Raw genomic sequence first — 22849 nt, forward strand, 5'->3', positions numbered from 1 at the left:
ATTGACAACCCTTTCTATTAACCGAATACGCGATAATATAGTTGCTTCGCTTTCGAAATATCATTTGTACCATGAATGAAAACACGACCATCTCGAAAAATAACGACGCGGTAATCATCTAATTGGCAAGATAGTAAATACGGATTCCGATCTACCTTCCCTAGTTTTTTTAATACTTTTTCTACATCGTCAAAGTCATACTTCTTATTTTCTACCGATCTAATTTGAACTGTATTTCTTCCGCATAAAGCAGCTACCTTCGTTTGGTTTTCGTATGATAAATAAGGATAAATGCGTTTCAAACCGCACGAAGGGCAATCGTCTGTCTTGATTTTCCCTAGTTTTATAACATGGTTTTGGTTACTCCATATATCAAACATGAAAAATATTTTTCTAATTGCTGAAAAATCTTCTACTAAAATTTTGAGTGCTTCCGCCACTTGATATGCTGCGACGATTTGAACAGTCGGGCTAATGATTCCAGCTGTATCACACGTTACACCTGTAACTGGAACATTCTTCAGCACACAATGTAAACACGGTGTCTTTTGCGGAATAATCGTATAACTCATACCATATGATCCAACGCAAGAACCATATATCCACGGAATATTATGTTTTTGTGATAAATCATTTATTATAAATCGGATATCGAAATTATCTGTTGCATCAATTATTACATCGACATTTTCTAATAGCCCTTCCAAATTCTCTACACATGCATCCATTACGAAAGCATGTATTTGTACTTCCGAATTAATTTGTTTTAGTCGATTTTTTGCAGCAATTGCTTTCGGCATCTTCTCTCTCGCATCTTGTTCAGAGTACAATTGTTGCCTTTGTAAATTACTCCATTCAACGTAGTCACGATCAATAATCGTCAACTTGCCAATACCTGCACGTACGAAACTTTCGGCACTTGCACTTCCTAATGCGCCTGCTCCTACAATTAACACATGTTTATTTCGAATTTTTTCTTGCCCTCTATTCCCAATTGGTTTGAACAACTGTTGTCGTGAATACCGATCAGCCATTACATACCCTTCCTCTCACGAACTCTATTTCATATTAGAATGTTGTTTTTGATAACAAGCAAAGTACGCAAATCCAACAAAGCCAGCTCCTCCAATTACATTTCCGATAAAGACAGGAACAAAATTTCTAGCAAGATCCATCCACGTCAGATGACCTGCAAAAATAACTGCCGAGATGACAAACATATTTGCTACCACTTGCTGAAATCCGATCACTACAAATGCCATAATTGGAATCCAAATTCCGATTATCTTTCCGACAAAATCGCTCGTCCCATAAGCGAGCCAAAGCGCCAGACAAACGAGCCAATTACAACCAATTGCTAAAATTAAAGTTCTCCCAAATGATTCATGTAACTTTCCTTCTGCTATCGCTACCGTTTTATTTAAATAATCTCCCTCTGTTAATCCTCCAAGATGACCAAAGCAATATGCAACGAAAATAGCTCCAACAAAATTCATGAAAGTAATCCAAATCCAGTTATTTAGCACACTAACCAATGTGATTTTCTTTGCATAGAGTGCCATAGACATTGACATCATATTTCCGGTAATTAATTCCCCTCCTGCTAATACTACGAGCATGAGTCCAATAGGAAAAACCGCGCCTCCTAAAATATTCACTAAACTCCCCCAGCGATCAGGCAAATTACCTAAAACTCGAATGTTAAGTAAAAATCCTAATGAAATAAATGCTCCTCCTAAAAAACCGAGAATAAGCATCGCTGGCAACGTCTGACTTACTTTTTGAACACCGGCCTCAATTACAAGCTCAGCAATTTGTTCCGGTTTATGAAATGCCATTACTAATTCCTCCATTTTCTCCAAATAAAAAAGCAGCTTCAAAAAACCTCCTCAAAATAAAGGTTTTTGAATGCTGCTTAATTTCTCTGCACATCTTTTTACAGAGATATCAATCATCACTTTTACTATAAAATAGAAAATCTACAACCGTTGCACATTTTCCATTTTTTATATACTTCATCAAAGCGTCACTCTTTTATATCAACCACCAATATGTGACATTTCAATTTTAGGCACTCTTTTTTTACTTGTATGACTTAAGCGTTCATCTGAATAACGATCTTCTCGGTTGTTCCATATATTGCTTACGATATCTGTTATTTCCTTATCATTGTATCCAGATCGAAGCAGTTCTCTCAAATCATTTCCTTTAGAAGCGAACAAACAAGTATATAACTTTCCTTCTGCAGAAATACGGGCTCTCGTACATGAGGAGCAGAAGGAATCTGTTACTGATGAAATAATACCTATTTCTTCATCACTTCCAATATAATGATAGCGAGTCGCAACCTCACCTGCATAATTCGCTTCTATCCGTTCTAATGGCATAACTTGATGAATCGTATCTACTATTTCTTGTTTAGAGACAACCTCTTTTAAATCCCAACCGTTATAATTTCCAACGTCCATATACTCAATAAAACGAAGAATATGCTTGTTTTCCTTAAAGTATTGCGCCATCTGCAAGATGTCCTGTTCGTTTTTCCCCTTTTGAACGACCATGTTTATTTTAATTTTCATACCAACTTCAGCTGCAGCCTGTATTCCTTCCAGAACCCTTTGTATTTTGCTTCTATTACCATTCAAATAGAAAAACCGCTCTTCTTCTAAGGAATCTAAACTAACTGTCACACGTGATAAACCCGCCTTATATAAATCAGGAGCAAACTTTTTAAGTAACGATCCATTGGTTGTTAAACCGATATCCTCCACACCATCTATTTTATTAAGGCGCTCAATAAGCTGCGGAAGACCTCTTCGAAGTAACGGTTCTCCGCCCGTAATTCGTAACTTTCTTACACCTAAAGAAACAAAAATACGTGTTATCCTTTCAATCTCATCAAAAGATAAAATTTTATCATTAGACAAAAACGAATAATCAGGACCAAATATTTCTTCTGGCATACAATAGCGACAGCGAAAATTACAGCGATCAGTAACAGAAATACGTAAATCCTTTAAAGGGCGTTGTAGTTTGTCTAATGTGACAGATTTCATATTTATTGCCTCGCTTTTACTTATTTTATATTTAAAACACGCTCTGGATGCGTATATACATTTAAGGATTGATTCCGAATAAACCCTATTGTTGTAATACCTAATTCTTCAGCCAGCTGCAAAGCCAACTCAGTTGGAGCTGATTTTGAAAGTATAATTTCACAACCAATTTTTGCAACTTTCAATAATATTTCCGAAGAAATACGACCACTAAAAACAATGATTTTATCTTTTATAGAAATATTATTTTTTAAGCAATAACCGTAAATTTTATCTAATGCATTATGTCTACCGATATCCATTCGACTTAAAATAATGCCATTCACATCACACAAAGATGCATTATGAACGCCGCCTGTATGACGAAATGTCTCTGCAGATTGCTGCATTTCTGTCATTAACCGAAAACAGTCTTCTGCAGCAACCTGTACATGTACGCCATTCATTTTCTTCGCGCTTAGTGCATCATTTGCAAAAACAAACCCTTGTCTACTCATACCACAGCATGAAGTAATATAACGTTTATTTTGCATTTGTTCGTAATACGGATTCACTTTTTTCGTTGTGACATGTACAAATCCTTCTTTCTCTTGTACCCATATGTCGTCAATATCTTCATACTTCCGAATAATTCCTTCAGATGCTAAAAAGCCTATTACCATGTCTTCTATATATTCTGGAGTACTAACCATTGTAACAAACTCCTGTCCGTTCATTTTAATCGTGACTGGAAACTCTGTTACAATGCTGTCCTCTATATGCTTAAACGCCCCTTGTTCATAACGAAAGATTTCTCTTTCTACCTGTATCGGTTTCACGATCAGTATCCTTCTCTCACGTTATATTTTTATCAAAAACAAATACTGAAACTGCAATATCTTCTTCGACTTTCATATCTGAAAACAAATTCACTAATTTCGCTCCAACAAGTTCCTCCAAATGTTCACGGGAATTCGCAGCATACACTTCTTGAATCATTTTCGTTCTAGCCATATGAACCATTTCCGCACCGTCCATCGTACTTGAAATGAATTTTTCAGTAGGTGTTAAGTTTCCATAAAGGGTCGCAATCGCCATATTTTCAGCAAAAACAGTATGAATTCGTTCTGGTCCCTTTCCGAAAAGTTCCTTTCGAAGTTTTCGTATCATATCATTGAATTCATGTACTTTTTTTGACATACAATTATACCTCCCAAAAGACTCATTTTACTTTATTATATATTTTACCAAAATGAGCCTTCCGCCCAAACTATTTTGTACAAACATTTGGGCGAAAAGATTCACTTCATGAAGGTTACTCGTCTTTTAACCCTTTACCCATACCTTTTAAGAAATGAAGCCCAAATCCGATGGCACGGTTAATGTCTGGATCTTTCAATACTTTCATAAGATCGAATACCCCTACTTTTTTATTACTCTCTAGATGTTCATTACCTTCTTCTAGCCCTACTAATAAGCTACCTATAAGCTTTTTCGTAAGTTCCGGATCAAGTTCTGTTAAAGCACCTGCAGCCCCCATCATATTATTAATCAAATTTGTTACAGGCTCACGAGTTACTTGGCCAAGAATAATCTTTGCGATTGGTTCTTTCGCCTTTAGCATAGAATTAGCTGCTTCTAGCATGCCAATATCATTCAATTCCCCTACTATATTAAACATTTGATTTAGAGCATCTTCATTATTAGCTAGAAGCTCTTTTAAATCATCTAATTTTCGCTGTTTTATTTCTTCCTCAGTTAATTCTTGTTTTTGAATCACTTTTATAGGTGCAGCCATATTTTTCTCCTCCTACTTATCCGTTAAATGCACATACCCTTGACGTGCCCACTTACGGTGTACCTCAATACCAGATTGAGGATGACGTTTTTTATTACGTGGGTTCGCTTTTGGCATCGGATTTTCGCCATCAACTTCTAGCACTTCCATACGCACTTTCGTCTGTTTATAAGCAGGTGTGTTCGTACGCGTATCAACCGCAGGACCTGTTAAGAAATTAATTGCTGTTTCATTATCTGTAGAGTTCATCGGTAAATATAACTCATTCGCTTTTACACGGTCTGTTACAAGTGCACGTAATTTTAACGCTCCAAACGGAGAGACAAGACGGACTAATGAACCAGTTTTCACTCCACGTTCTTTTGCAAGTGCTGGAGAAACTTCAACGAAAACGCCAGGTACTTTCGTTTGAATACCTGTTGATTTATTTGTCATATTCCCTTCATGGAAGTGCTCAAGCATACGGCCGTTGTTAATGTGAAGATCGAACTCCGCTGGGAATTCAGCTGGGCGCACCCAGTCAGCAATCGCAAAACGAGCTTTTTTATCCGGGAAGTTAAATCCTTCTTGGAAAAGTAGTGGTGTATTCGATCCATCAAAACTTCCCCAATGGAAACTATTCCATCCTTCAAGTACTTCATAATTTGCTTGTGAGAATAGTGGTGATAAACTGGCCATTTCAGCAAATATTTCACTCGGATGACTATAATTCCAGTTCGCACCTAATCTATTCGCAACTGCCTGCACAATCCACCAGTCCGGTTTTGCATCTCCAAGTGTAGGAAGAACTTGATATAGTCTTTGTACACGGCGTTCTGTATTTGTGAAAGTACCTTCTTTCTCAAGAGATGGCGCTGCTGGTAATACAACATCTGCATATTGAGCAGTTTTAGATAAGAAAACATCTTGTACAACGAAGAAATCAAGGCTCGATAACACTTCATGTACATGGTTCGCATTAGAGTCTACAAGAGCCATATCCTCTCCAACAAGATACATAGCTTTCATTTTCCCTTCATCAATTGCGTGTAGCATTTCAATATTATTAAGACCTGGTTCACTATTAATTTTCACTCCGTAAGCCATTTCAAATTTCGCACGTTCCATATCGTTCGTAACGTGCTGATATCCTGGAAGCCATCCTGGTAAAGTACCCATATCACAAGCACCTTGTACATTATTATGACCTCGAAGCGGATATGCACCAGCACCTGGACGACGATAATTACCTGTTGCAAGAAGTAAGTTTGAAATCGCAGCGGAAGTATCAGACCCACCTGTATTTTGCGTTACTCCCATACCCCAAAGGATACATGTACCATCTGCATCACGAATCATTTCAGCCATTTGAATAAGTGTTTCTTTTGAAATACCAGTCATTTCTTCTGCGTATTCAAGTGTATATTCTGTAAGACTCTCTTTGAAATCTTCAAAGAAATTTACATTCTCATCAATAAATCGTTGATCGTGCCAGCCTTGATCAATCATATATTTCGTAACAGCCATTAACCATACTTGATCTGTTCCTTGCTTTGGACTAATAAAGACGTCTGAACGCTCTGCCATTTCTGTTTTACGAAGATCAGCCACAATTAATTTTTGTCCGTGTAATTTATGCGCACGTTTAATACGTGTAGCTAAAACAGGATGACCCTCTGTCGGATTACATCCTACTATAATAACAAGACCGGATTGTGCGATATCTTTAATCGTTCCAGCGTCTCCGCCCATACCAATTGTACGGAATAATCCGTCTGTCGCTGGTGATTGACAATAACGTGAGCAGTTATCAATATTATTCGTTTCAAATACTTGTCGAGCTAATTTTTGAATCACATAATTATCTTCATTCGTAATTTTCGATGAAGAAATAAAACCGATAGCATCTTTACCGTACTCTTCTTTAATAGATCCTAGTTTACTTGCAACTACATTCAATGCTTCTTCCCATGTAGATTCAACAAACGTTCCATTTTTACGAATTAAAGGTTTCGTAATTCGTTCTTTAGAATTTACGAAATCCCAACCGAATTTTCCTTTTACACAAGTAGAAATTGCGTTAACTGGCGCATCAGAAGAAGGTTGTACTTTAAGAATTTTACGTCCTTTCGTCCACACTTCAAATGAACAACCTACACCACAAAATGTACATACTGTTTTCGTTTTCTTCGTACGAGTATCACGCATGGCCGCTTCCACTTCTGATACCGCAAAAATACCGCTATATCCAGGCTCTACTTCTTTAATTAAATCTACCATCGGTTCAAGAATATCTGGCTTTAGTCCCGTCATAAATCCAGCTTCACCGAGCATCGTTTTCTCCATTAAAGCATTACAAGGGCAAATCGTTACACATTGACCACAACTAACGCATGAAGAATCATTAATATTTACTCCTTCATCCCAAATCACTCGTGGGCGTTCCGCTTCCCAGTCTATCGATAATGTTTCATTTACTTGTAAGTTTTGACATACCTCAACACATTGACCACATGCAATACATTGATTAGGGTCATAGCGATAAAACGGATGCGTCATATCAACTTCACTTACATCTACTTTCGGTTCATAAGGATATTTTTGATGTTCGATTTCCATTAATTCTGCTGTATTATGCAGCTTACAGTTCCCATTGTTGTTGTCACATACTGTACAGTATAATAAATGATTTTCTAGTAACCGATCCATCGCCTCTGTTTGTGCTTCTTTCGCTCGACCAGAAGCCAGTTCAATGTTCATACCTTCCGTCGCCACTGTCGAACAAGAGCGCATTAACTTTCCATTAACTTCTACAATACAAGTGTCACATGTTTGAATAGGATCCACTTCTGGCACGTAACAAATTTGCGGATGTTCAATCCCGTTCTCATTAATAACACCCAATATCGTTGAACCGGGCTCCGCTGTATACTTTTTTCCGTCAATTGTAATATGAACCATGTTGTTATTCATGGTCTTTCCCCCTTTTTGAGAATAAAAAAACTCCACCACGAAAATATACGCACCACATTTCGGCACGTTATTATCATGGTGGAGTAGTTTATTAGCACATCTTGCTAAAATACCAATCCATTTATTCATAAATAAAACGATAGAGTCATAACAGGTCATATCACGATTCCATCTTTAACACTATAATTATAGCGTTAAAGTTAAAAATATACAATATAAAATTTAAACTACGCATATGTCAGCTTGGAACTATCCATAATAACCCATATAAAGTGAAACTTTAATCAGTGGGGGGTTTTCTTCATCCCCCACTGATTATTAGTTGAACCAATCGGGCTTTTATGGGCAGTTGATCCCCTACCTAACTTCTTTGCTTCCGCTGAATTTTGAGGGGGGGGTCTTACTGCCCATTAAAGCGGGATAAAACATAACAAGGAGTAAGCGAACAAATGGGGCCTTTTAATAAATGGATTCGTGGTGAAAAATCTTTTTCTACCCAAAAGCAAGCTGATTACACATTAAATAAATCTATCTCTTCTTCCCTTTCCCTTAATTTAAAGCACTTGTCCAAATTGTTTAGCGGTATTCCAGAATTAATCACACGCACTTTTCCATTAAAAAACGGACAGGAAGCGGCACTTATATATATGGAAGGACTTGTAGACAAAACTGTTATTAACGTAAACATTCTTCGTCCTCTCTTATTTAAAGAGTGGAATGAAGACGATTGGCCGAGTGTCTTTTCAAAAGCTAATGTGAAAGTAGCACCTACTATTAAAATTTTAGAAAACGGCATTATTAAATAGCAAAAACACGCTACTTGTTCTTATACGTTTAAAGAGCAAGTAGCGTGTTATCATTTTTATTTTGAAGTTTCCTATACAGTTACACTTCTGTTTCTGGTTCTTCGCTTTCCGCTTGTTCCAATCTTTGCTGCTCCGCAATTTCAGCTGAAATCATTCCATAATAAATTTCCGGATACAATCCAAATATTTGATATACACTTCCTAAAAATGGCATTGGAATCCCTCTTTTCTAAAGTTGTATTGCCACTTTTAAGGATTCCCTTTTCATTCATTATACATTCGTTTTTGGCGTTTCCTCTTCATCATGAACGCTTAATAAATTTTGCCACTTTTTATAGGGAGCACTATTTGGATCTACATAACCTTTCGCGTACGAACGATCCCACAATTGTTTTATAAACATTTCTTTCTCTTTCTTTGCAACCATATCAGCACCTGTACCATAATAGTTTTGGAAATATAACTCAATTTCATCAAGGAATAACCTTAATAATTCATCAGAAGTTTCTTCTAACGTTGGGTCATATTTTGCTTCACGGTCATACATTAAAATCATATCTAAAATATTATGGACATGCTCTTTACGTAGCCATCTAATATCTTGAGCACCTAATACAAATGGATGTGTATATAAATGTCCACCTTGTATCATCGCCTTTTCTTGTTCTTCTTCAAATCTGGACAAGATGTTTTCATAAATAAATGGGTTATGAAGCAATGCTCTGTGTAATTTATAACTTTCGCTTGAAATGTTTTTCCCCATCGACTGAATTAAGAAACTACGTCCAACACCGTTATATTGATACACGAATTGGCCATCAACAGCAACTAAACTAATCCACCGATATATATACGCGTATAGAAGAGCGCGATTACATTTATCGTAATCTAATTTCGTTTGCGTTGCATTTAAGTCTGGCATGAAGGCTGGTAAGTGCCAATACTTATCTAAATGCGGCGTTAAACTAGATTTTTTACTATTCAACTTGTTCACACGACGATAGTATGACTGAAAATAATCACCTTTATCATTCATAAATCCATTTGCAATATGTCCCGACGAAAGCTTAGGAAAGTCTTGCAGCGATAAACCATAATGTGCTCGGTAACAGATTACTTCAAATGGCGAAAAAGCTTCATGTACTGTATCCTTTTCCTTAAACATTTCTTGAATTAATTCCTCTTGCAGTTCTTTCTTTAAAGATGGATGTATACCCCAGTATTGTAATTCCCTATGATGGGAAACTTTCGGCACAAATGGGCTAGCTAAATGGAAGAGGTCTTCAATTTTTTCACGGACGTATTCATCACGATCACGCTTCTTATAATCCGCTTCTTTTCGTAACGCCTCAACGATATTCAGCTCTAATTTATCACGATAGCGTATTTGTAATTCATCGTAGCAATAACTTAATATGTGCTCACGATAAAAGTCTTCTACTTTTTTCGATTGAATCTCTTCTGTTTTCGCATCTCGGCAATATTCCCCGTATAGACTCATATAAATTTCCGCAGATATATCTTTCGGTAATACACCTAAATTTAAATGTTGCTGCATATCTTGCCATATCTTTTCTTGCAGCTTCTCTTCAGCTAATACGTATACATTCGTTGGGTTTGTTTTCCCTTCAAATTCCTTGCTTCGTTTTTGAATTTCAAACAGTAAGTTTTCACGTGTTTCATGTAAATTATCAAAAAATCTTTCCCAGTATTGAATCATTTTGTTAACTGCTTGATATAGCGATTGATACACGAGTTCTAATAGCATTTCTTTACGATACTCGTTTAATTTGTGTACGTACTGCGTTACAATATCTTCAAATTCTTTTTTAAATAAACGTTGCTGATTATTAATCATTTTTCCAACCCAGCCTTGTTGCTGCGCGATTTCTACTCGACGCACAGCTGTTACCGTTCCATCAATATTACTTACATTAAATTTCTTATCGTAGTTTTGAATTAAATTACGCTTTTGTTCATTATTTTCATGTAGTCGATTCATTTTTTCTACTAACTGCTTTCGAATTTCATACAACATAAAACGAGCTGATACTGGATGAACAGAATCTGTTTTCTTTAAAAACCATGTATTTAATTGATAGGACTGCCCCTCAGAACCACTTGGCGAAAAACGATCTGATTCAATCATGTCATACAATAGTGTCGTTACATGTTCATGTACACGGCTCGGAATCGCATATGCATATAAACGAACCGCATGATCCACTCTTGCTACTTCACCTTTCATTTGCTCCATCATTTTCAGCTTCGCAGCTGAAATTTTACACTCATGCTGCAGACGATTTAATTCCTCGTCTTTTTGCACCGTACGCTGTACATAACTTTCTACAGCTTCTAAAAACAGTTTAGATTTTGCAACACCAACCTTACCACCCTCTGCTCCTTCACGCGTTTCATTGTACATTTGTCTATAGAAAATATGAGCCTGTTCTGGACGAGTAGCAAGATGTTCTAAGTCTTCTAAATAACTTTTCCCACGCTCTGGCTTTTCACGCTGCATACCACGTTTTACATCTTGGTCATATCTTTGCTTCTTCTCTTGAAACAATTGATCTAAATGAAGCCACGATTCATCTAAACCTTGCACGGCCCATTTTAAAGCACAATATTTTAACACATGCTCATACGGATAAATAATCTTTGCCGTTCCTGCCCCGCAATATCGCCCTTTCCCGCTTGATTCTGCTAATTGCTGAATTTGATTATCTTCCTGCGCAAAATGATTTGCAGACATCGGACTAAACAACTGTAAATAAATCGTATTTGCCATTTGCTCCATATAATCTGATAAATTATGCAGATGGTGTCCATGTAAATTTTCGTAATCATATAAGAAACAATAATTATACGGTAAATGATGTTGTTTTATTGTATGATTCGTTCTTCCGTCTTCATCTACTTGATCAGGTCGATATTCTAATTCAATTGTAACGCCACCGCGTTTGGATAATTCTCCAGTAGAACCGAGTGTAATGGCATGTAATTCTTTTAACGAGGCATAGCCGTTTGCTTGCACCGTTTCAAACTCTTTCGCACTAACCGTTCTCGTCTTCACTAACACATCCGGCATTAAAAACGCACCACGTATTAAAATGTTGTGATGCTGCAGTTTTTTCCGAAGCATTTCACGTAAATATAATGCAATTTGTAGAAACATCCCTGAACCTGTTCCACCCGCTAGTGATGTTACTATAATGACACGTACTCCATATTCCGTTTGATCGCTTGTAACCGGAAAGATCTTCTCAATTTCTTGCCAAAAGGAGGTGAGTTTATCTTCTTTCATTGCAGCACGTAACGCTAAACGGGAAATGACGCGTAACTGTCCTGCCCCTTCTGTCAGTGGTTTATCAAGTATAGTCGGGTCCATTGGAAACCACTCTGGAATCGTTGGATCTCCCGCAATATACTCTCTTGGCGTTTTACTCGAACTCGTTTGCGTCTTAAACTTTCGAATATGATCAAATTTACTTAATGTATTCACATCTGTATCAAATACATGCATTGCTACCTTTTTTCGGCGTTCCTCAGGTAACCTTTCATATATTTGATGTGTCACAGTACTACCGATTCCACCTAAACCAATTAATATCGTTGGAACTTGTAACGTCATGTGAACCACCTTCCTATTCTTGCTTGTTTGAAAAGAAGAGGGAAAGCTAAAATCCCCCTCTTTGCACTATCTCCTATTCACACTCGTACCTATAAATCTCTTTACCATACCCTCTATCAATTACTAAAAATTCATTTGGATACAGCGTCTTATGTTCCCTTCCAACCTCATCCTCTGTTACAAACATCCCATCAATAATCATTCCTACTACTTGTGACTCCTTCGCCACAAATATCGATTTCGATCCCTTCTTTGCTATAAATGTAACGGATTGCACAATCTTTCTTTCTGCTCGGAATGGAATGCCAAAATAGTGCTTCCACCATTTATTTTTAAGTAACTCTGGTTCAGATTGATATAACCAATCTTTCGCTACCTCTTGATCCCATTCGTAATACAATAGTGCTTTCCGGTGAAATCTTGGACGGACAATCCATCCTAAAACGATTATTCCCACTATTAACAGTAATAAAGTGATAGGAATAACAAACTTAAAGATAAGCGCATACTTTTCATAAAACGGTGCATTTTGAATATGAAGTGATATTTTTCTCTTTACTTCATGTAATTTTGAATCCTGCACTACGATGGTAGCTTCTACGGTGCCGGTATCTGTGAAATTGAATGTGTCGGAGTAATGAGGGCGAGGATAAATATAAATTTGATTACCATGTTGTTTTATTTCATAGTTGATTGATTGTTTAGATGTGACACCAGTAGATTTTAATAGTTTTTTGACAGCCTCTTCTGTCATCGGCTTACCATCTAACTGTGGTTGTATAATAAACGGTTTACTATTCTCTAAATTTGTTACTTTTTCTTCATAATCTTTCGTAATCGTTTGCAGTGATAATTTTGGTTTTTCCGTTGCTTCGATTTTAAATTCTTTCGTTTGTCTGTAAAATCCTTTTATGTTCATATGAACTTTCCCGCGTACTAACCCTTTATCAATCTTCATTTCGTAGTAAAATACATGTTTTTTATCGTCCCACTTCATCGGGTACTGTTTTCCGTCTATTTCTACTTCTGCCTGAAAATATGAAGACTGAATTGGTAATTCCGTAGGCTTCGCTTCAATAACAGCAGTAACACCTTCGTACATTTTTTCCATATTTTTTTGACTACTATCATCTTTGTCATAAGTAGAAACGGTATAATTAAGCGCCGGTTCGACTAGTACTTGTAATCCTTCTTTCTCAATATCTCGGTCCACTTCTATCGTATAAGTTCCTGGTTTAATAACTTCCTCATTTTCCGTACTTATATGAACTATATTTCCGAACAATTTCGCTTCGCCTGGTGCATGTATAGAAAAAGAAGATTGTAATTGTAATGGTTTAGAAATTTGTGTGACCTGATAATTAGACAAAGAAGGTGATTGTCGTACAAGCGTCATACGCTTTAACGGAAATGGTGTTGTAATCTCTACTTTTTTCCCTACTACTTTCGTTTTTACAATCGATTCCACAGAAGAGAATGGATCACGATTTGCAACTAATGCTGCCACTTGATTGACGCTTTTTACAATACCATCCTCTCCACTAGATGGCATCGCAACTCCATTTATCTCTTTCTTCCATATTTCTTTAAACGTATTTAGTTGTGCCTTTTCTTGCTGTCCTAAATCCTCTTCCATCGTAATTAAAACCGGATGTAATGATATCTTTTTTGCATCCATATCCTTCTTAAACTGTGCTAACTTCTGTGTAATTTGTTCTTTTCCGCCAACCTTATCTTTCTCTAAATCATTAAATGCCCCGTCAGTTAAGACAATAAGCCAAAATTCACGTTTTCCATCTATATCTGCTTCCTTTTTTATAGATTGCATCGCCGTTTCTACTGCACTAAACGGAGTATTTAAATACGTTTTCCATGCTCCAATTCCCTCAATTTCCGTTTGTCTCTTATCTTTCGTTAAAGAAATGTTTAATGGATCATTCGGCTTGCTCATTGGAACATAAGAAAATTTATCTTTTTCATCTAATAGCGCAACTAAACTTTGCAAAGCATAGTTGGCATATTTCCAGCGATCGTTATTTCTCATGCTGCCCGAATCATCATATACAAGTGAAACGACCCTTTCCTTTGCCTCCTCTCCTTTTGCAAAAGTCCAAAAAGGATGTAACCATATAAATAGAAACAACATGAATGTGGCACAAATTCGAATTTTCATGATGAGGCTTCGCCACCTTTGTAGACAAATTCCTATGTTTAAATTTATGAGAGGATACAAGATATATGACTTGTATTTTAGGACAACGAACACAACATAACTTTATTATGTAAACAGTTATAAAAACTGAATATGATTCCTTCTAGCGTTTTCTATCCGATAATATAAGTAAAAAAGCCTGTTTAAGCTCTACACTTAAAACAGACTTTTCCTACTTTTTATTTTAAAAACACATAACAAAAAGTTTGATTTTTGACTTAACACATCACTTCTATTGTAAATCCACCAGGTGCTTCAACGTAAAACGTATACGCATGTGCACGTTTAGGAGGTTCGACCAGAAATCCATCCTCCTTCAATCTTTGATTCATCTTATTTACTTGTTCTTCACTTTCTTGAGGAAACCCTACATGAAATGTTTGCGGATAATGTACGTCTTTACCTTTCATTAACGTTAATATAAACCCATCATTATCACGCATAACCGCAAAGCCATTTCCCCTTGTTCCGCTACAAGTTAAGCCAAAATACTTTTCTAAAAACTCTCTCGCAGCTACTACATCTGCAACTGTTAAATTAAGATGTTTAATTTTCAACCCATCACCATCTTTCTTAATTTTCTAACATTTTATCATATAAATAAAAAACACGCCTTCACAGCGTGTTTTATTGCTTCACATACACTTCAACAATCGGATTGTCTTTATGATCCGCATGTAAGCGTATATTCTCTTCACTTGTACTATAAATGCTAGCTAACAACATAATCGTTAACACATTAGGAGTTTTTGCATCGCTCCCGTATTTCCTTTCAAGCGCTTCCTTATATTCAAAATCCAAATCCCCCTGCACATATGTATACACTTCAAAACCATCTTCTAAATTGCAAACTACTGTATCAATGATATCTGCCCCTACTTGCTTCTTCATTTCCTCTCGCAAAGCTTCAATAAATTCTTCCCACTGTACTTCGTATGTCTGAAACTGATCTGTAGATTTCATGCCTTTTCCTCCTTATATATCCTCTTCCTATATTTCCCCTTTCCTATAACAATTATGATAGATAGGGCATTCGTACAAGCCGCACTTGTCCCCTTTACATATCGTATTACTGTAATGCGGAAGGAGGAAAGAACATGCATAGACAAAAATGTTATGATACGTGCCGACGTTATTTCGGTAAAGTCGTTCGCATTGAAGATCGTGATGGTCGCATTCATTTAGGGAAAATAATTGATGTGACAAATAGCTCTGTATGGATTGAACCAGTGCAACAGCACTCATCTTTTGATTCAGGATTCGGATACTACGACGCATATGCAAACGGTGGTTGTGATCTTTGCGGCGGCCTTAACAGATGTGATAGTTGTGGATTTGGTTGTGGTGGTGGATTCAGCGGCTGTGGATGTGGCGGTCGTGGTTGTGGTAGTTGCGGCGGCTGGGGAGGCGGCGGTTGTGGCTGGGGTGTTGAACTCGGATTTGGTTTCATCTTCGGAATTACATTAGCTGCGTTATTTTTCATTTAACATAGTAAAGAGTTGACTATCTTTAGCCAACTCTCTTTCTTTATTTTTCACATATAAAAATACGATGACCTAAAATATGTTGGTACATAAGCCGTACATTTTCATGCTGTACCCATGCCTCATATAACTCATTCGGAATAAATTGTGATACATTCCATTCTGGCTCTTCTATATAGCTAGAGATTGTTTCTGCAATTGTGCCACCGCCAGCAATTGTAACCCGCCTAAAGTTTGCTTTCTGAAATAATTGTATCCACTCACTCTCAGTTAATAGTTCGTTCATGCCATATAATTGGGCGATCTTCTCTTCCTCTTCCCTCCCAATGTGGGCATTAATAATCATTTCAATTACAACTAACTTTCCGTCCTTCTGTAATACACGATGGCACTCCGAGATAACCCTTTCTTTCTCTGTAAAAGCAAGTATCGATTCTCCGAGTACGAACTCAAATGATTCATGTAAACAAGGTAATTGCTCTGCCTTTCCTTCAATTAATTGAATGTCTATTCCTTCATACGACCATCTATCTTTCGCCTTTTGAATCATAATCTCATTCTGTTCAACCGCCGTTACTTTATAACCATATTCTTTTGTCATATACGCTGCTGTTTTCCCCGTACCGCAGCCTATCTCAAGGACGTTAGCTCCATATCTAAAAGGCAGTTGTGCTAACAATTGTTTTGTTAACGTAAAACCGCCAGGATGAGCACTCCCTATTCCGTAATAAGCTAAGAAATCGATGTATGTGTTTCGTTTCATGGAATTCTCCTTTAAATTTTCTATAATACATATATTCATCCATCAATGAATTGTGCACATAAAAAAGCACTTCCAAGTGCAATACCGCAACTTGAAAATGCTCTTCTCTTGTTTATTTCTCTTCTACATACGCCCATTTAAAGCTATATTCTGGACTAATATTATGTTTCACAATTCCCTTTATATTTGGTTTCATTACATATGATCGAGCATTTTGATATAAAGGTACAAGCGCTACATCATCTTCAAGTAATATTTTTTCAGCCTTTCCTAACTCTGTCCAACGTTTTTTGGCATCAGCCATCCATTCTGTCTTACTTTTATTAATAATGTCATCATATTTTGAATTTGAGTAGCTCATCTGGTTTTGCGAATTTTTCGTCTCAAACATATCAAGATATGTCATCGGATCCGCATAATCCGGATTCCAACCACCATATGAAAAATCATAATCTTGGTCTGATTCTAATTTTAGTTTTTGCTTAAATGGTTGCAGTTTAATATTTACCGTCACACCTTTTAGATTTTTTTCAACTTGGTCTTTTACATACTCCCCAACTTTTTTCGCATTACCAGTATCATAATTTAAAAGTTCAATTGTCACTTGATCTTTTCCAAGTTCTTTTTTCGCTTCTTCCCAAGCTGCCGCTGCCTTTTTGGAGTCTTGTTTTAAACCATTCTTGAACGTTTCTGCGAAATCTTTACCGTCTGGTCCACTCGCCAAACCTTTTGCTACTAAATAATCCACTGGTTTTGAACCATCATTTAAAATAACATTCGTTAAAGCTTTCTTATCAATTGATAATGCAATTGCTTCACGTAATTTTTTACTCTTTAACGGTGTATCTTGCCCGCCACGTTTTTGATTTAGACGTAAGTAAAACGTACTTGTTTCCGAATATGCGCCAAACTCTTCTTTATTATTTCTATACTTATCAACAAATTCACCTGATAAAAGCGCGAAATCAATGGCACCTGTATCGTATAAATTTACTCTAGTAGCTGGTTCTTTTACTACGCTATAGTTGATTTCCTCTAGTTTTACAGTCTTTTTGTCCCAATACTGATCATTTTTCTTTAATTTCCAGCCTTGCTCATGTTTCCAATCAGTAAGAACGAACGGTCCGTTATATACTGTTGTATCAGACTCTAAACCAAATTTATTCCCTTTTTCTTTCACGAACTTTTCATTTAATGGATAGTATGACGCAAATGCCATTAAGTTTAAGAAATATGGTACTGGTCTTTCTAGTTCCACTTCAAGCGTATAATCATCTACCGCTTTTACACCTAATGTAGAAACTTCTGCTTTCCCTTGATTAATCGCTTCTGCATTTTTAAGATAGTAAGCGATAAATGCATATTCAGCAGCTGTTTTTGGATCTACTAGACGTTGCCATGCAAATACGAAATCTTTCGCTGTTACAGCATCACCGTTTGACCATTTTGCATCTTTCCGTAATTTGAATGTATATTTTTTACCATCCTCACTTTTTGTGCTAGATTCTGCTACAGCTGGGATTGGCTTATTATCTTTATCAAGGCGATATAAACCTTCCATTGTGTTCCCTAAAATTTGTGAGCCTAGTGTATCTGTATTTTTAGAAGTATCCATCGTCGGAATTTCATTCGTTTCTGTGCGATTTAACACTTGCTTTGCCGCATATTTAATATCAGACTTCTTCTCTTCCCCACCATTATTAGATGTCGTTGTCGTTTTCTTCTCCCCACCAGAAGATCCAGAACACGCTGTTAACGCCATACTCATCGCTAAAACTGGCGCTACAACCGCCGTAAACTTTTTCATCTTTTTCTTCATTCTTGTACCCTCCCCAATTATATGTACGAAACTAACTTTGAGAGATTTCTAATTTGAATTATCAGAAAATTATTACTAATTATCATTCTACTAATTTTTCACAATTTGTAAAGTTTTTTTAAGGAATATTCATAATAATTAATTTATTTAAATTAATAACAATCTATTACTACTATACGAATTCTCCCCCACCTACTATATGTAAGTACTACTTCTCTTATTCTTCTCTATCTATTTAAATTTAATTGAATAGTAAAAGAGCGTTTAAAAAAATAAATAATATATTTTTCAAACGCTCTTTTTTCTTATTTCTCTTCCGTTACATACGCCCACTTAAAGCTATATTCCGGACTGATGTTATGTTTCACAATTCCTTTTACATTCGGTTTCATTACATACGCTCTTCCTGTTTGATATAAAGGAACTAATCCCGCATCTTCTTCAAGGAATAATTTTTCTGCTTTCCCTAACGTTTCCCAACGCTTCTTCGCATCACCCATTAATTCATTACCTGCTTTTTGTACCATTTCGTCGTATTTTGCATTTGAATAACTCATTTGGTTATATGGGCTCTTCGATTCAAACATATCAATAAATGTCATTGGATCCGCATAGTCTGGACTCCAACCTGCATAAGAAATTTCATAATCTTGTGCAGTCTCTAATTTTAATTTTTGTTTGAAAGGCTGAATTTTTGTATTAATTGTTACACCTTTTAAATTCTTCTCAATTTGATCTTTAACATAATCAGCTATCTTTTTCGCAGTTCCATCATCATAGCTTAGTAATTCAATTGTAACTTGATCTTTTCCAAGTTCTTTTTTCGCTGCTTCCCAAGCTGCTGCACCTTTTTTCGGATCATATTTCAGACCATTTTTAAATGTATCTTGGTAATCTTTACCGTCTGGTCCTGTCGCAAGTCCTTTTGGTACTAATTGATCTGTTGCTTTTGAACCATTATTTAAAATAACATTTGCCAGTCCTTTTTTATCAACCGATAATGCAATTGCTTCACGAAGCTTTTTGCTCTTTAACGGCGTATCTTGTCCGTTACGCTTTTGATTTAAACGTAAGAAGAATGTACTTGATTCTGCATACTCGCCATATTCTTCTTTGTTTGATTTATATTTATCCACAAACTCTCCTGATAGTAGTGTGAAATCAATTGACCCTGTATCATATAAGTTTACTTTCGTCGCAACTTCTTTCACTACACTATAGTTAATTTCTTCTAATTTTACAGTCTTCTTATCCCAATACTTATCATTTTTCTTTAGCTGCCATCCTTGTTCATGTTTCCATGAAGACATCACGAACGGCCCGTTATACACCGTTGTATCTGCTTCTAAACCGTACTTATCGCCTTTTTCTTTTACGAATTTTTCATTTAACGGATAGTATGACGGGAATGCTAGTAAATTCAAGAAATATGGTACAGGCTTTTCCAATTCTACCTCTAGTGTATAATCATCTACTGCTTTTGCCCCCAAATCTGTTAGAGGTTTTTCACCTTTATTAATTGCTTCTGCGTTTTTAATATAGTAAGCAATAAATGCGTATTCTGACGCTGTATTTTTATCAAGTAAGCGCTGCCATGCAAATACGAAATCTTTCGCTGTTACAGGATCACCATTCGACCATTTTGCATCTTTACGTAATTTAAATGTATATTTTTTGCCATCCTCGCTTTTCGTACTAGATTCTGCAGCAGCTGGGATTGGCTTATTATCTTTATCAAGACGATATAATCCTTCCATCGTGTTCCCTAAAATTTGTGACCCTAACGTATCAGTAGATTTAGACGTATCCATCGTCGGAATTTCTTGATTCTCTGTACGATTTAATACTTGTTTTGCTGCGTATTTAATTTCGGATTTGTTCTCTTCCCCACCACCATTAGACGTCGTAGTTGTTTTCTTCTCCCCACCAGATCCAGAACACGCTGTCAACGCCATACTCATCGCTAAAACTGGCGCTACAACCGCCGTGAACTTTTTCATCTTTTTCTTCATTTTTGTACCCTCCCCAATTATATGTACGAAACTAATTTTGAGAGATTTTCTAATAACTAGTTATCAGAAAATTCTTATTAATTAATATTCTACTAACTTTTCTATTTTTGTAAAGTTATTTTTAAAATATTCTAAAAATTATTTTTTTGTAATAGTAAAACGTATTTTTTACTATTGTTGCTATACAAATTTCCCCCATTTACTATAAACGTACCATTTCCCTTGTGCTTGTTGGTTTGTTTACATTTAATCTCATAATAAAAAAGCATTCCAAAAGTAGTCTACTTTCGGAATGCTTTTTCAACTTATTATTTTTCAGTTACATAAGCCCATTTAAAGCTGTACTCCGGACTAATATTATGTTTAACAACTCCTTTTACAGTCGGTTTCATTACATAAGATCTAGCATTTTGATATAAAGGTACAAGTGCTACATCTTGCTCAAGTAATAATTTTTCAGCTTTCCCTAGTTCTTCCCAACGTTTCTTCGCGTCACTCATTAACTCTCCTCCAGCTTTTTTAACCATTTCATCATATTTCGCATCAGAGTAGCTCATTTGGTTGTGAGAGTGATTAGATTCAAACATATCTAAATATGTCATTGGATCTGCATAGTCTGGGCTCCATCCACCATATGAAATATCATAATCTTGCTCTGTTTCTAATTTCAGTTTTTGCTTGAACGGCTGAAGTTTAATATTAACTGTTACACCTTTTAAATTCTTCTCAATTTGATCTTTTACATATTCTCCAACTTTTTTCGCATTACCAGTATCATAGTTTAGGAACTCAATTGTAACTTGATCTTTTCCAAGTTCTTTTTTCGCTTCTTCCCATGCAGCAGCTGCTTTTTTCGCATCTGGCTTAATACCATTTTTAAACGTTTCTTGGAAGTCTTTTCCGTCTGGTCCATTTGCTAGCCCTTTAGGTACTAAGTAATCAGCCGGTTTCGATCCATCATTTAAAATAACATTCGCTAAATTCTTTTTATCAATCGATAAAGCAATTGCTTCACGTAATTTTTTGCTCTTTAACGGTGTATCTTGCCCACCACGTTTTTGGTTTAAACGTATGAAAAACGTACTTGGTTCTGAATATGTTCCAAACTCCTCTTTATTATTTCTATATTTATCAACGAATTCTCCAGTCAATAGAGAGAAGTCAATTTGGCCACTCTCGTATAAATTCACACGAGTTGCTGGTTCTTTTACAACACTAAAGTTAATCTCATCTAATTTCACAGTCTTTTTATCCCAATATTGATCGTTTTTCTTCAGTTTCCAGCCTTGCTCATGCTTCCAATCAGTAAGAACGAACGGTCCGTTATATACTGTTGTATCAGACTCTAAACCGTATTTATCCCCTTTTTCTTTTACAAACTTTTCATTTAATGGATAGTACGACGGGAATGCTACTAAGTTTAAGAAATATGGTACCGCTTGTTCTAATTCTACTTCAAGTGTAAGATCATCAATCGCTTTTACACCTAATGTAGAAACTTCTGCTTTCCCCTGGCTAATTGCTTCTGCATTCTTAATCGGGAATGCGATAAATGCATACTCTGCAGCTGTTTTCGGATCTAATAAACGTTGCCATGCAAATACGAAATCTTTCGCTGTTACAGGATCACCGTTTGACCATTTTGCATCTTTACGTAATTTAAATGTATATTTTTTACCATCCTCACTCTTCGTGCTTGACTCTGCCGCAGCTGGGATTGGTTTATTATCTTTATCTATAAACCCTCCATTGTGTTCCCTAGCATTTGAGAACCTAAAGTATCTGTACATTTTTTACCATCCTCACTCTTCGTGCTTGACTCTGCCGCAGCTGGGATTGGTTTATTATCTTTATCTAAACGGTATAAACCCTCCATTGTGTTCCCTAGCATTTGAGAACCTAAAGTATCTGTACTTTTCGAAGTATCCATTGTTGGAATTTCATTTGTTTCAGTACGATTTAGTACTTGTTTCGCTGCTAATTTTTCTTCTGATTTGCTATCTCCGCCAGAGCTAGAGTTTGTGCTTGTCTTCTTATCTCCACCTGATGTAGAACATGCTGTTAATGCCATACTCATTGCTAAAACTGGTGCTACAACCGCTGTTAGTTTTTTCATTTTTTTCTTTTTCACTTTCTGTACCCTCCCTAATTCTTAACGCTCTCATTTAAGAATTTTCTGATAATTCTGTTTTTCTTTATATATTTATCAGAAGATTCTTATTAACTATTATTCTACTAATTTTTTGAGTTTTGTAAAGTGTTATTATTGAAAATTTTTAAAAAATTATTTTTTTACAGTAATATTCATAAAAATTCCATAATCTTTTAAAACAC

Annotated in this window: 16 protein-coding genes and 2 pseudogenes; 2 read left to right on the forward strand and 16 right to left on the reverse strand. The window is 36.1% G+C overall.

Going from position 1 to position 22849, the window contains the following annotated elements; all coding sequences use genetic code 11:
- Window positions 1-17 precede the first annotated feature (17 nt).
- From DN390_RS26505 to fdhF, 7 genes are all read right to left on the reverse strand, one after another.
- Window positions 18-1034 carry a molybdopterin-synthase adenylyltransferase MoeB gene (locus DN390_RS26505; RefSeq protein WP_147808905.1) on the reverse strand — a complete coding sequence of 339 codons (1017 nt, stop codon included), beginning with the start codon at window positions 1032-1034 and terminating at the stop codon, window positions 18-20.
- A gap of 24 nt (window positions 1035-1058) precedes the next feature.
- Window positions 1059-1838 (reverse strand): formate channel, encoded by a 780-nt coding sequence (locus DN390_RS26510; RefSeq protein ID WP_060633169.1) that lies wholly within the window; start codon window positions 1836-1838, stop codon window positions 1059-1061.
- A 201-nt stretch (window positions 1839-2039) separates the two neighbouring features.
- Window positions 2040-3056: a GTP 3',8-cyclase MoaA gene (moaA, locus tag DN390_RS26515; RefSeq protein WP_218944383.1), complete on the reverse strand. Its 1017-nt coding sequence runs from the start codon at window positions 3054-3056 to the stop codon at window positions 2040-2042.
- A gap of 20 nt (window positions 3057-3076) precedes the next feature.
- Window positions 3077-3874, reverse strand: a complete 798-nt coding sequence (gene fdhD / locus DN390_RS26520) for a formate dehydrogenase accessory sulfurtransferase FdhD (RefSeq protein ID WP_147808907.1) — start codon at window positions 3872-3874, stop codon at window positions 3077-3079.
- Window positions 3875-3890: 16 nt separating this feature from the next.
- Window positions 3891-4235, reverse strand: a complete 345-nt coding sequence (locus DN390_RS26525; protein ID WP_000039582.1) for a Na-translocating system protein MpsC family protein — start codon at window positions 4233-4235, stop codon at window positions 3891-3893.
- Between the two features lie 115 nt (window positions 4236-4350).
- Window positions 4351-4833, reverse strand: coding sequence for a helical membrane plugin domain-containing protein (locus DN390_RS26530; protein ID WP_147808908.1), 483 nt, complete (start codon window positions 4831-4833; stop codon window positions 4351-4353).
- Window positions 4834-4845: 12 nt separating this feature from the next.
- The gene (gene fdhF, locus DN390_RS26535; protein ID WP_147808909.1) at window positions 4846-7785 is read right to left on the reverse strand and encodes a formate dehydrogenase subunit alpha; all 2940 of its coding nucleotides are present in this window, start codon (window positions 7783-7785) and stop codon (window positions 4846-4848) included.
- A 449-nt stretch (window positions 7786-8234) separates the two neighbouring features.
- Between fdhF and DN390_RS26540 the strand changes: the two are divergent.
- Window positions 8235-8546 (forward strand): annotated as a pseudogene (locus tag DN390_RS26540) (spore germination protein); the annotation flags it as partial.
- A 124-nt stretch (window positions 8547-8670) separates the two neighbouring features.
- On the opposite strand, the gene DN390_RS26545 reads toward DN390_RS26540, so the two are convergent.
- The 5 genes from DN390_RS26545 to DN390_RS26565 all read right to left on the reverse strand — a co-directional run bounded on the left by DN390_RS26545 (window position 8671) and on the right by DN390_RS26565 (window position 15400).
- The gene (locus DN390_RS26545; RefSeq protein WP_147808911.1) at window positions 8671-8805 is read right to left on the reverse strand and encodes a phosphonate ABC transporter permease; all 135 of its coding nucleotides are present in this window, start codon (window positions 8803-8805) and stop codon (window positions 8671-8673) included.
- Window positions 8806-8862: 57 nt separating this feature from the next.
- Complete coding sequence (locus DN390_RS26550; RefSeq protein WP_147808912.1) at window positions 8863-12225, reverse strand: tubulin-like doman-containing protein; 3363 nt, start codon at window positions 12223-12225, stop codon at window positions 8863-8865.
- Between the two features lie 73 nt (window positions 12226-12298).
- On the reverse strand, window positions 12299-14398 hold the full coding sequence (locus DN390_RS26555) for a vWA domain-containing protein (protein WP_147808913.1): 2100 nt from the start codon (window positions 14396-14398) through the stop codon (window positions 12299-12301).
- A gap of 257 nt (window positions 14399-14655) precedes the next feature.
- Window positions 14656-14994 carry a VOC family protein gene (locus DN390_RS26560; protein ID WP_147808914.1) on the reverse strand — a complete coding sequence of 113 codons (339 nt, stop codon included), beginning with the start codon at window positions 14992-14994 and terminating at the stop codon, window positions 14656-14658.
- A 70-nt stretch (window positions 14995-15064) separates the two neighbouring features.
- Window positions 15065-15400 carry a hypothetical protein gene (locus DN390_RS26565; RefSeq protein WP_147808915.1) on the reverse strand — a complete coding sequence of 112 codons (336 nt, stop codon included), beginning with the start codon at window positions 15398-15400 and terminating at the stop codon, window positions 15065-15067.
- Window positions 15401-15534: 134 nt separating this feature from the next.
- Between DN390_RS26565 and DN390_RS26570 the strand changes: the two genes are divergently transcribed.
- Complete coding sequence (locus DN390_RS26570) at window positions 15535-15924, forward strand: hypothetical protein (protein ID WP_147808916.1); 390 nt, start codon at window positions 15535-15537, stop codon at window positions 15922-15924.
- A 40-nt stretch (window positions 15925-15964) separates the two neighbouring features.
- On the opposite strand, the gene DN390_RS26575 is transcribed toward DN390_RS26570, so the two are convergent.
- The 4 genes and pseudogenes from DN390_RS26575 to DN390_RS26590 all read right to left on the reverse strand — a co-directional run bounded on the left by DN390_RS26575 (window position 15965) and on the right by DN390_RS26590 (window position 22646).
- Complete coding sequence (locus DN390_RS26575; RefSeq protein WP_147808917.1) at window positions 15965-16684, reverse strand: class I SAM-dependent methyltransferase; 720 nt, start codon at window positions 16682-16684, stop codon at window positions 15965-15967.
- 112 nt (window positions 16685-16796) lie between these two features.
- Window positions 16797-18503 carry a peptide ABC transporter substrate-binding protein gene (locus tag DN390_RS26580; protein ID WP_147808918.1) on the reverse strand — a complete coding sequence of 569 codons (1707 nt, stop codon included), beginning with the start codon at window positions 18501-18503 and terminating at the stop codon, window positions 16797-16799.
- Window positions 18504-18808: 305 nt separating this feature from the next.
- Window positions 18809-20515, reverse strand: a complete 1707-nt coding sequence (locus DN390_RS26585) for a peptide ABC transporter substrate-binding protein (protein ID WP_000728453.1) — start codon at window positions 20513-20515, stop codon at window positions 18809-18811.
- Window positions 20516-20823: 308 nt separating this feature from the next.
- Window positions 20824-22646, reverse strand: a pseudogene (locus DN390_RS26590) (peptide ABC transporter substrate-binding protein).
- Window positions 22647-22849 lie beyond the last annotated feature (203 nt).

The organism is Bacillus sp. SH7-1 (genome assembly GCF_008042405.1).
Taxonomy (GTDB): domain Bacteria; phylum Bacillota; class Bacilli; order Bacillales; family Bacillaceae_G; genus Bacillus_A; species Bacillus_A thuringiensis_N.

Coding starts and splice junctions, on each gene's coding strand:
- DN390_RS26505 (WP_147808905.1), bottom strand. CDS start 1,034: ATGGCTGATCGGTATTCACGACAACAGTTGTTCAAACCAATTGGGAAT.
- DN390_RS26510 (WP_060633169.1), bottom strand. CDS start 1,838: ATGGCATTTCATAAACCGGAACAAATTGCTGAGCTTGTAATTGAGGCC.
- moaA (WP_218944383.1), bottom strand. CDS start 3,056: ATGAAATCTGTCACATTAGACAAACTACAACGCCCTTTAAAGGATTTA.
- DN390_RS26525 (WP_000039582.1), bottom strand. CDS start 4,235: ATGTCAAAAAAAGTACATGAATTCAATGATATGATACGAAAACTTCGA.
- DN390_RS26530 (WP_147808908.1), bottom strand. CDS start 4,833: ATGGCTGCACCTATAAAAGTGATTCAAAAACAAGAATTAACTGAGGAA.
- fdhF (WP_147808909.1), bottom strand. CDS start 7,785: ATGAATAACAACATGGTTCATATTACAATTGACGGAAAAAAGTATACA.
- DN390_RS26545 (WP_147808911.1), bottom strand. CDS start 8,805: ATGCCATTTTTAGGAAGTGTATATCAAATATTTGGATTGTATCCGGAA.
- DN390_RS26550 (WP_147808912.1), bottom strand. CDS start 12,225: ATGACGTTACAAGTTCCAACGATATTAATTGGTTTAGGTGGAATCGGT.
- DN390_RS26555 (WP_147808913.1), bottom strand. CDS start 14,398: ATGAAAATTCGAATTTGTGCCACATTCATGTTGTTTCTATTTATATGG.
- DN390_RS26565 (WP_147808915.1), bottom strand. CDS start 15,400: ATGAAATCTACAGATCAGTTTCAGACATACGAAGTACAGTGGGAAGAA.
- DN390_RS26570 (WP_147808916.1), top strand. CDS start 15,535: ATGCATAGACAAAAATGTTATGATACGTGCCGACGTTATTTCGGTAAA.
- DN390_RS26575 (WP_147808917.1), bottom strand. CDS start 16,684: ATGAAACGAAACACATACATCGATTTCTTAGCTTATTACGGAATAGGG.
- DN390_RS26580 (WP_147808918.1), bottom strand. CDS start 18,503: ATGAAGAAAAAGATGAAAAAGTTTACGGCGGTTGTAGCGCCAGTTTTA.
- DN390_RS26585 (WP_000728453.1), bottom strand. CDS start 20,515: ATGAAGAAAAAGATGAAAAAGTTCACGGCGGTTGTAGCGCCAGTTTTA.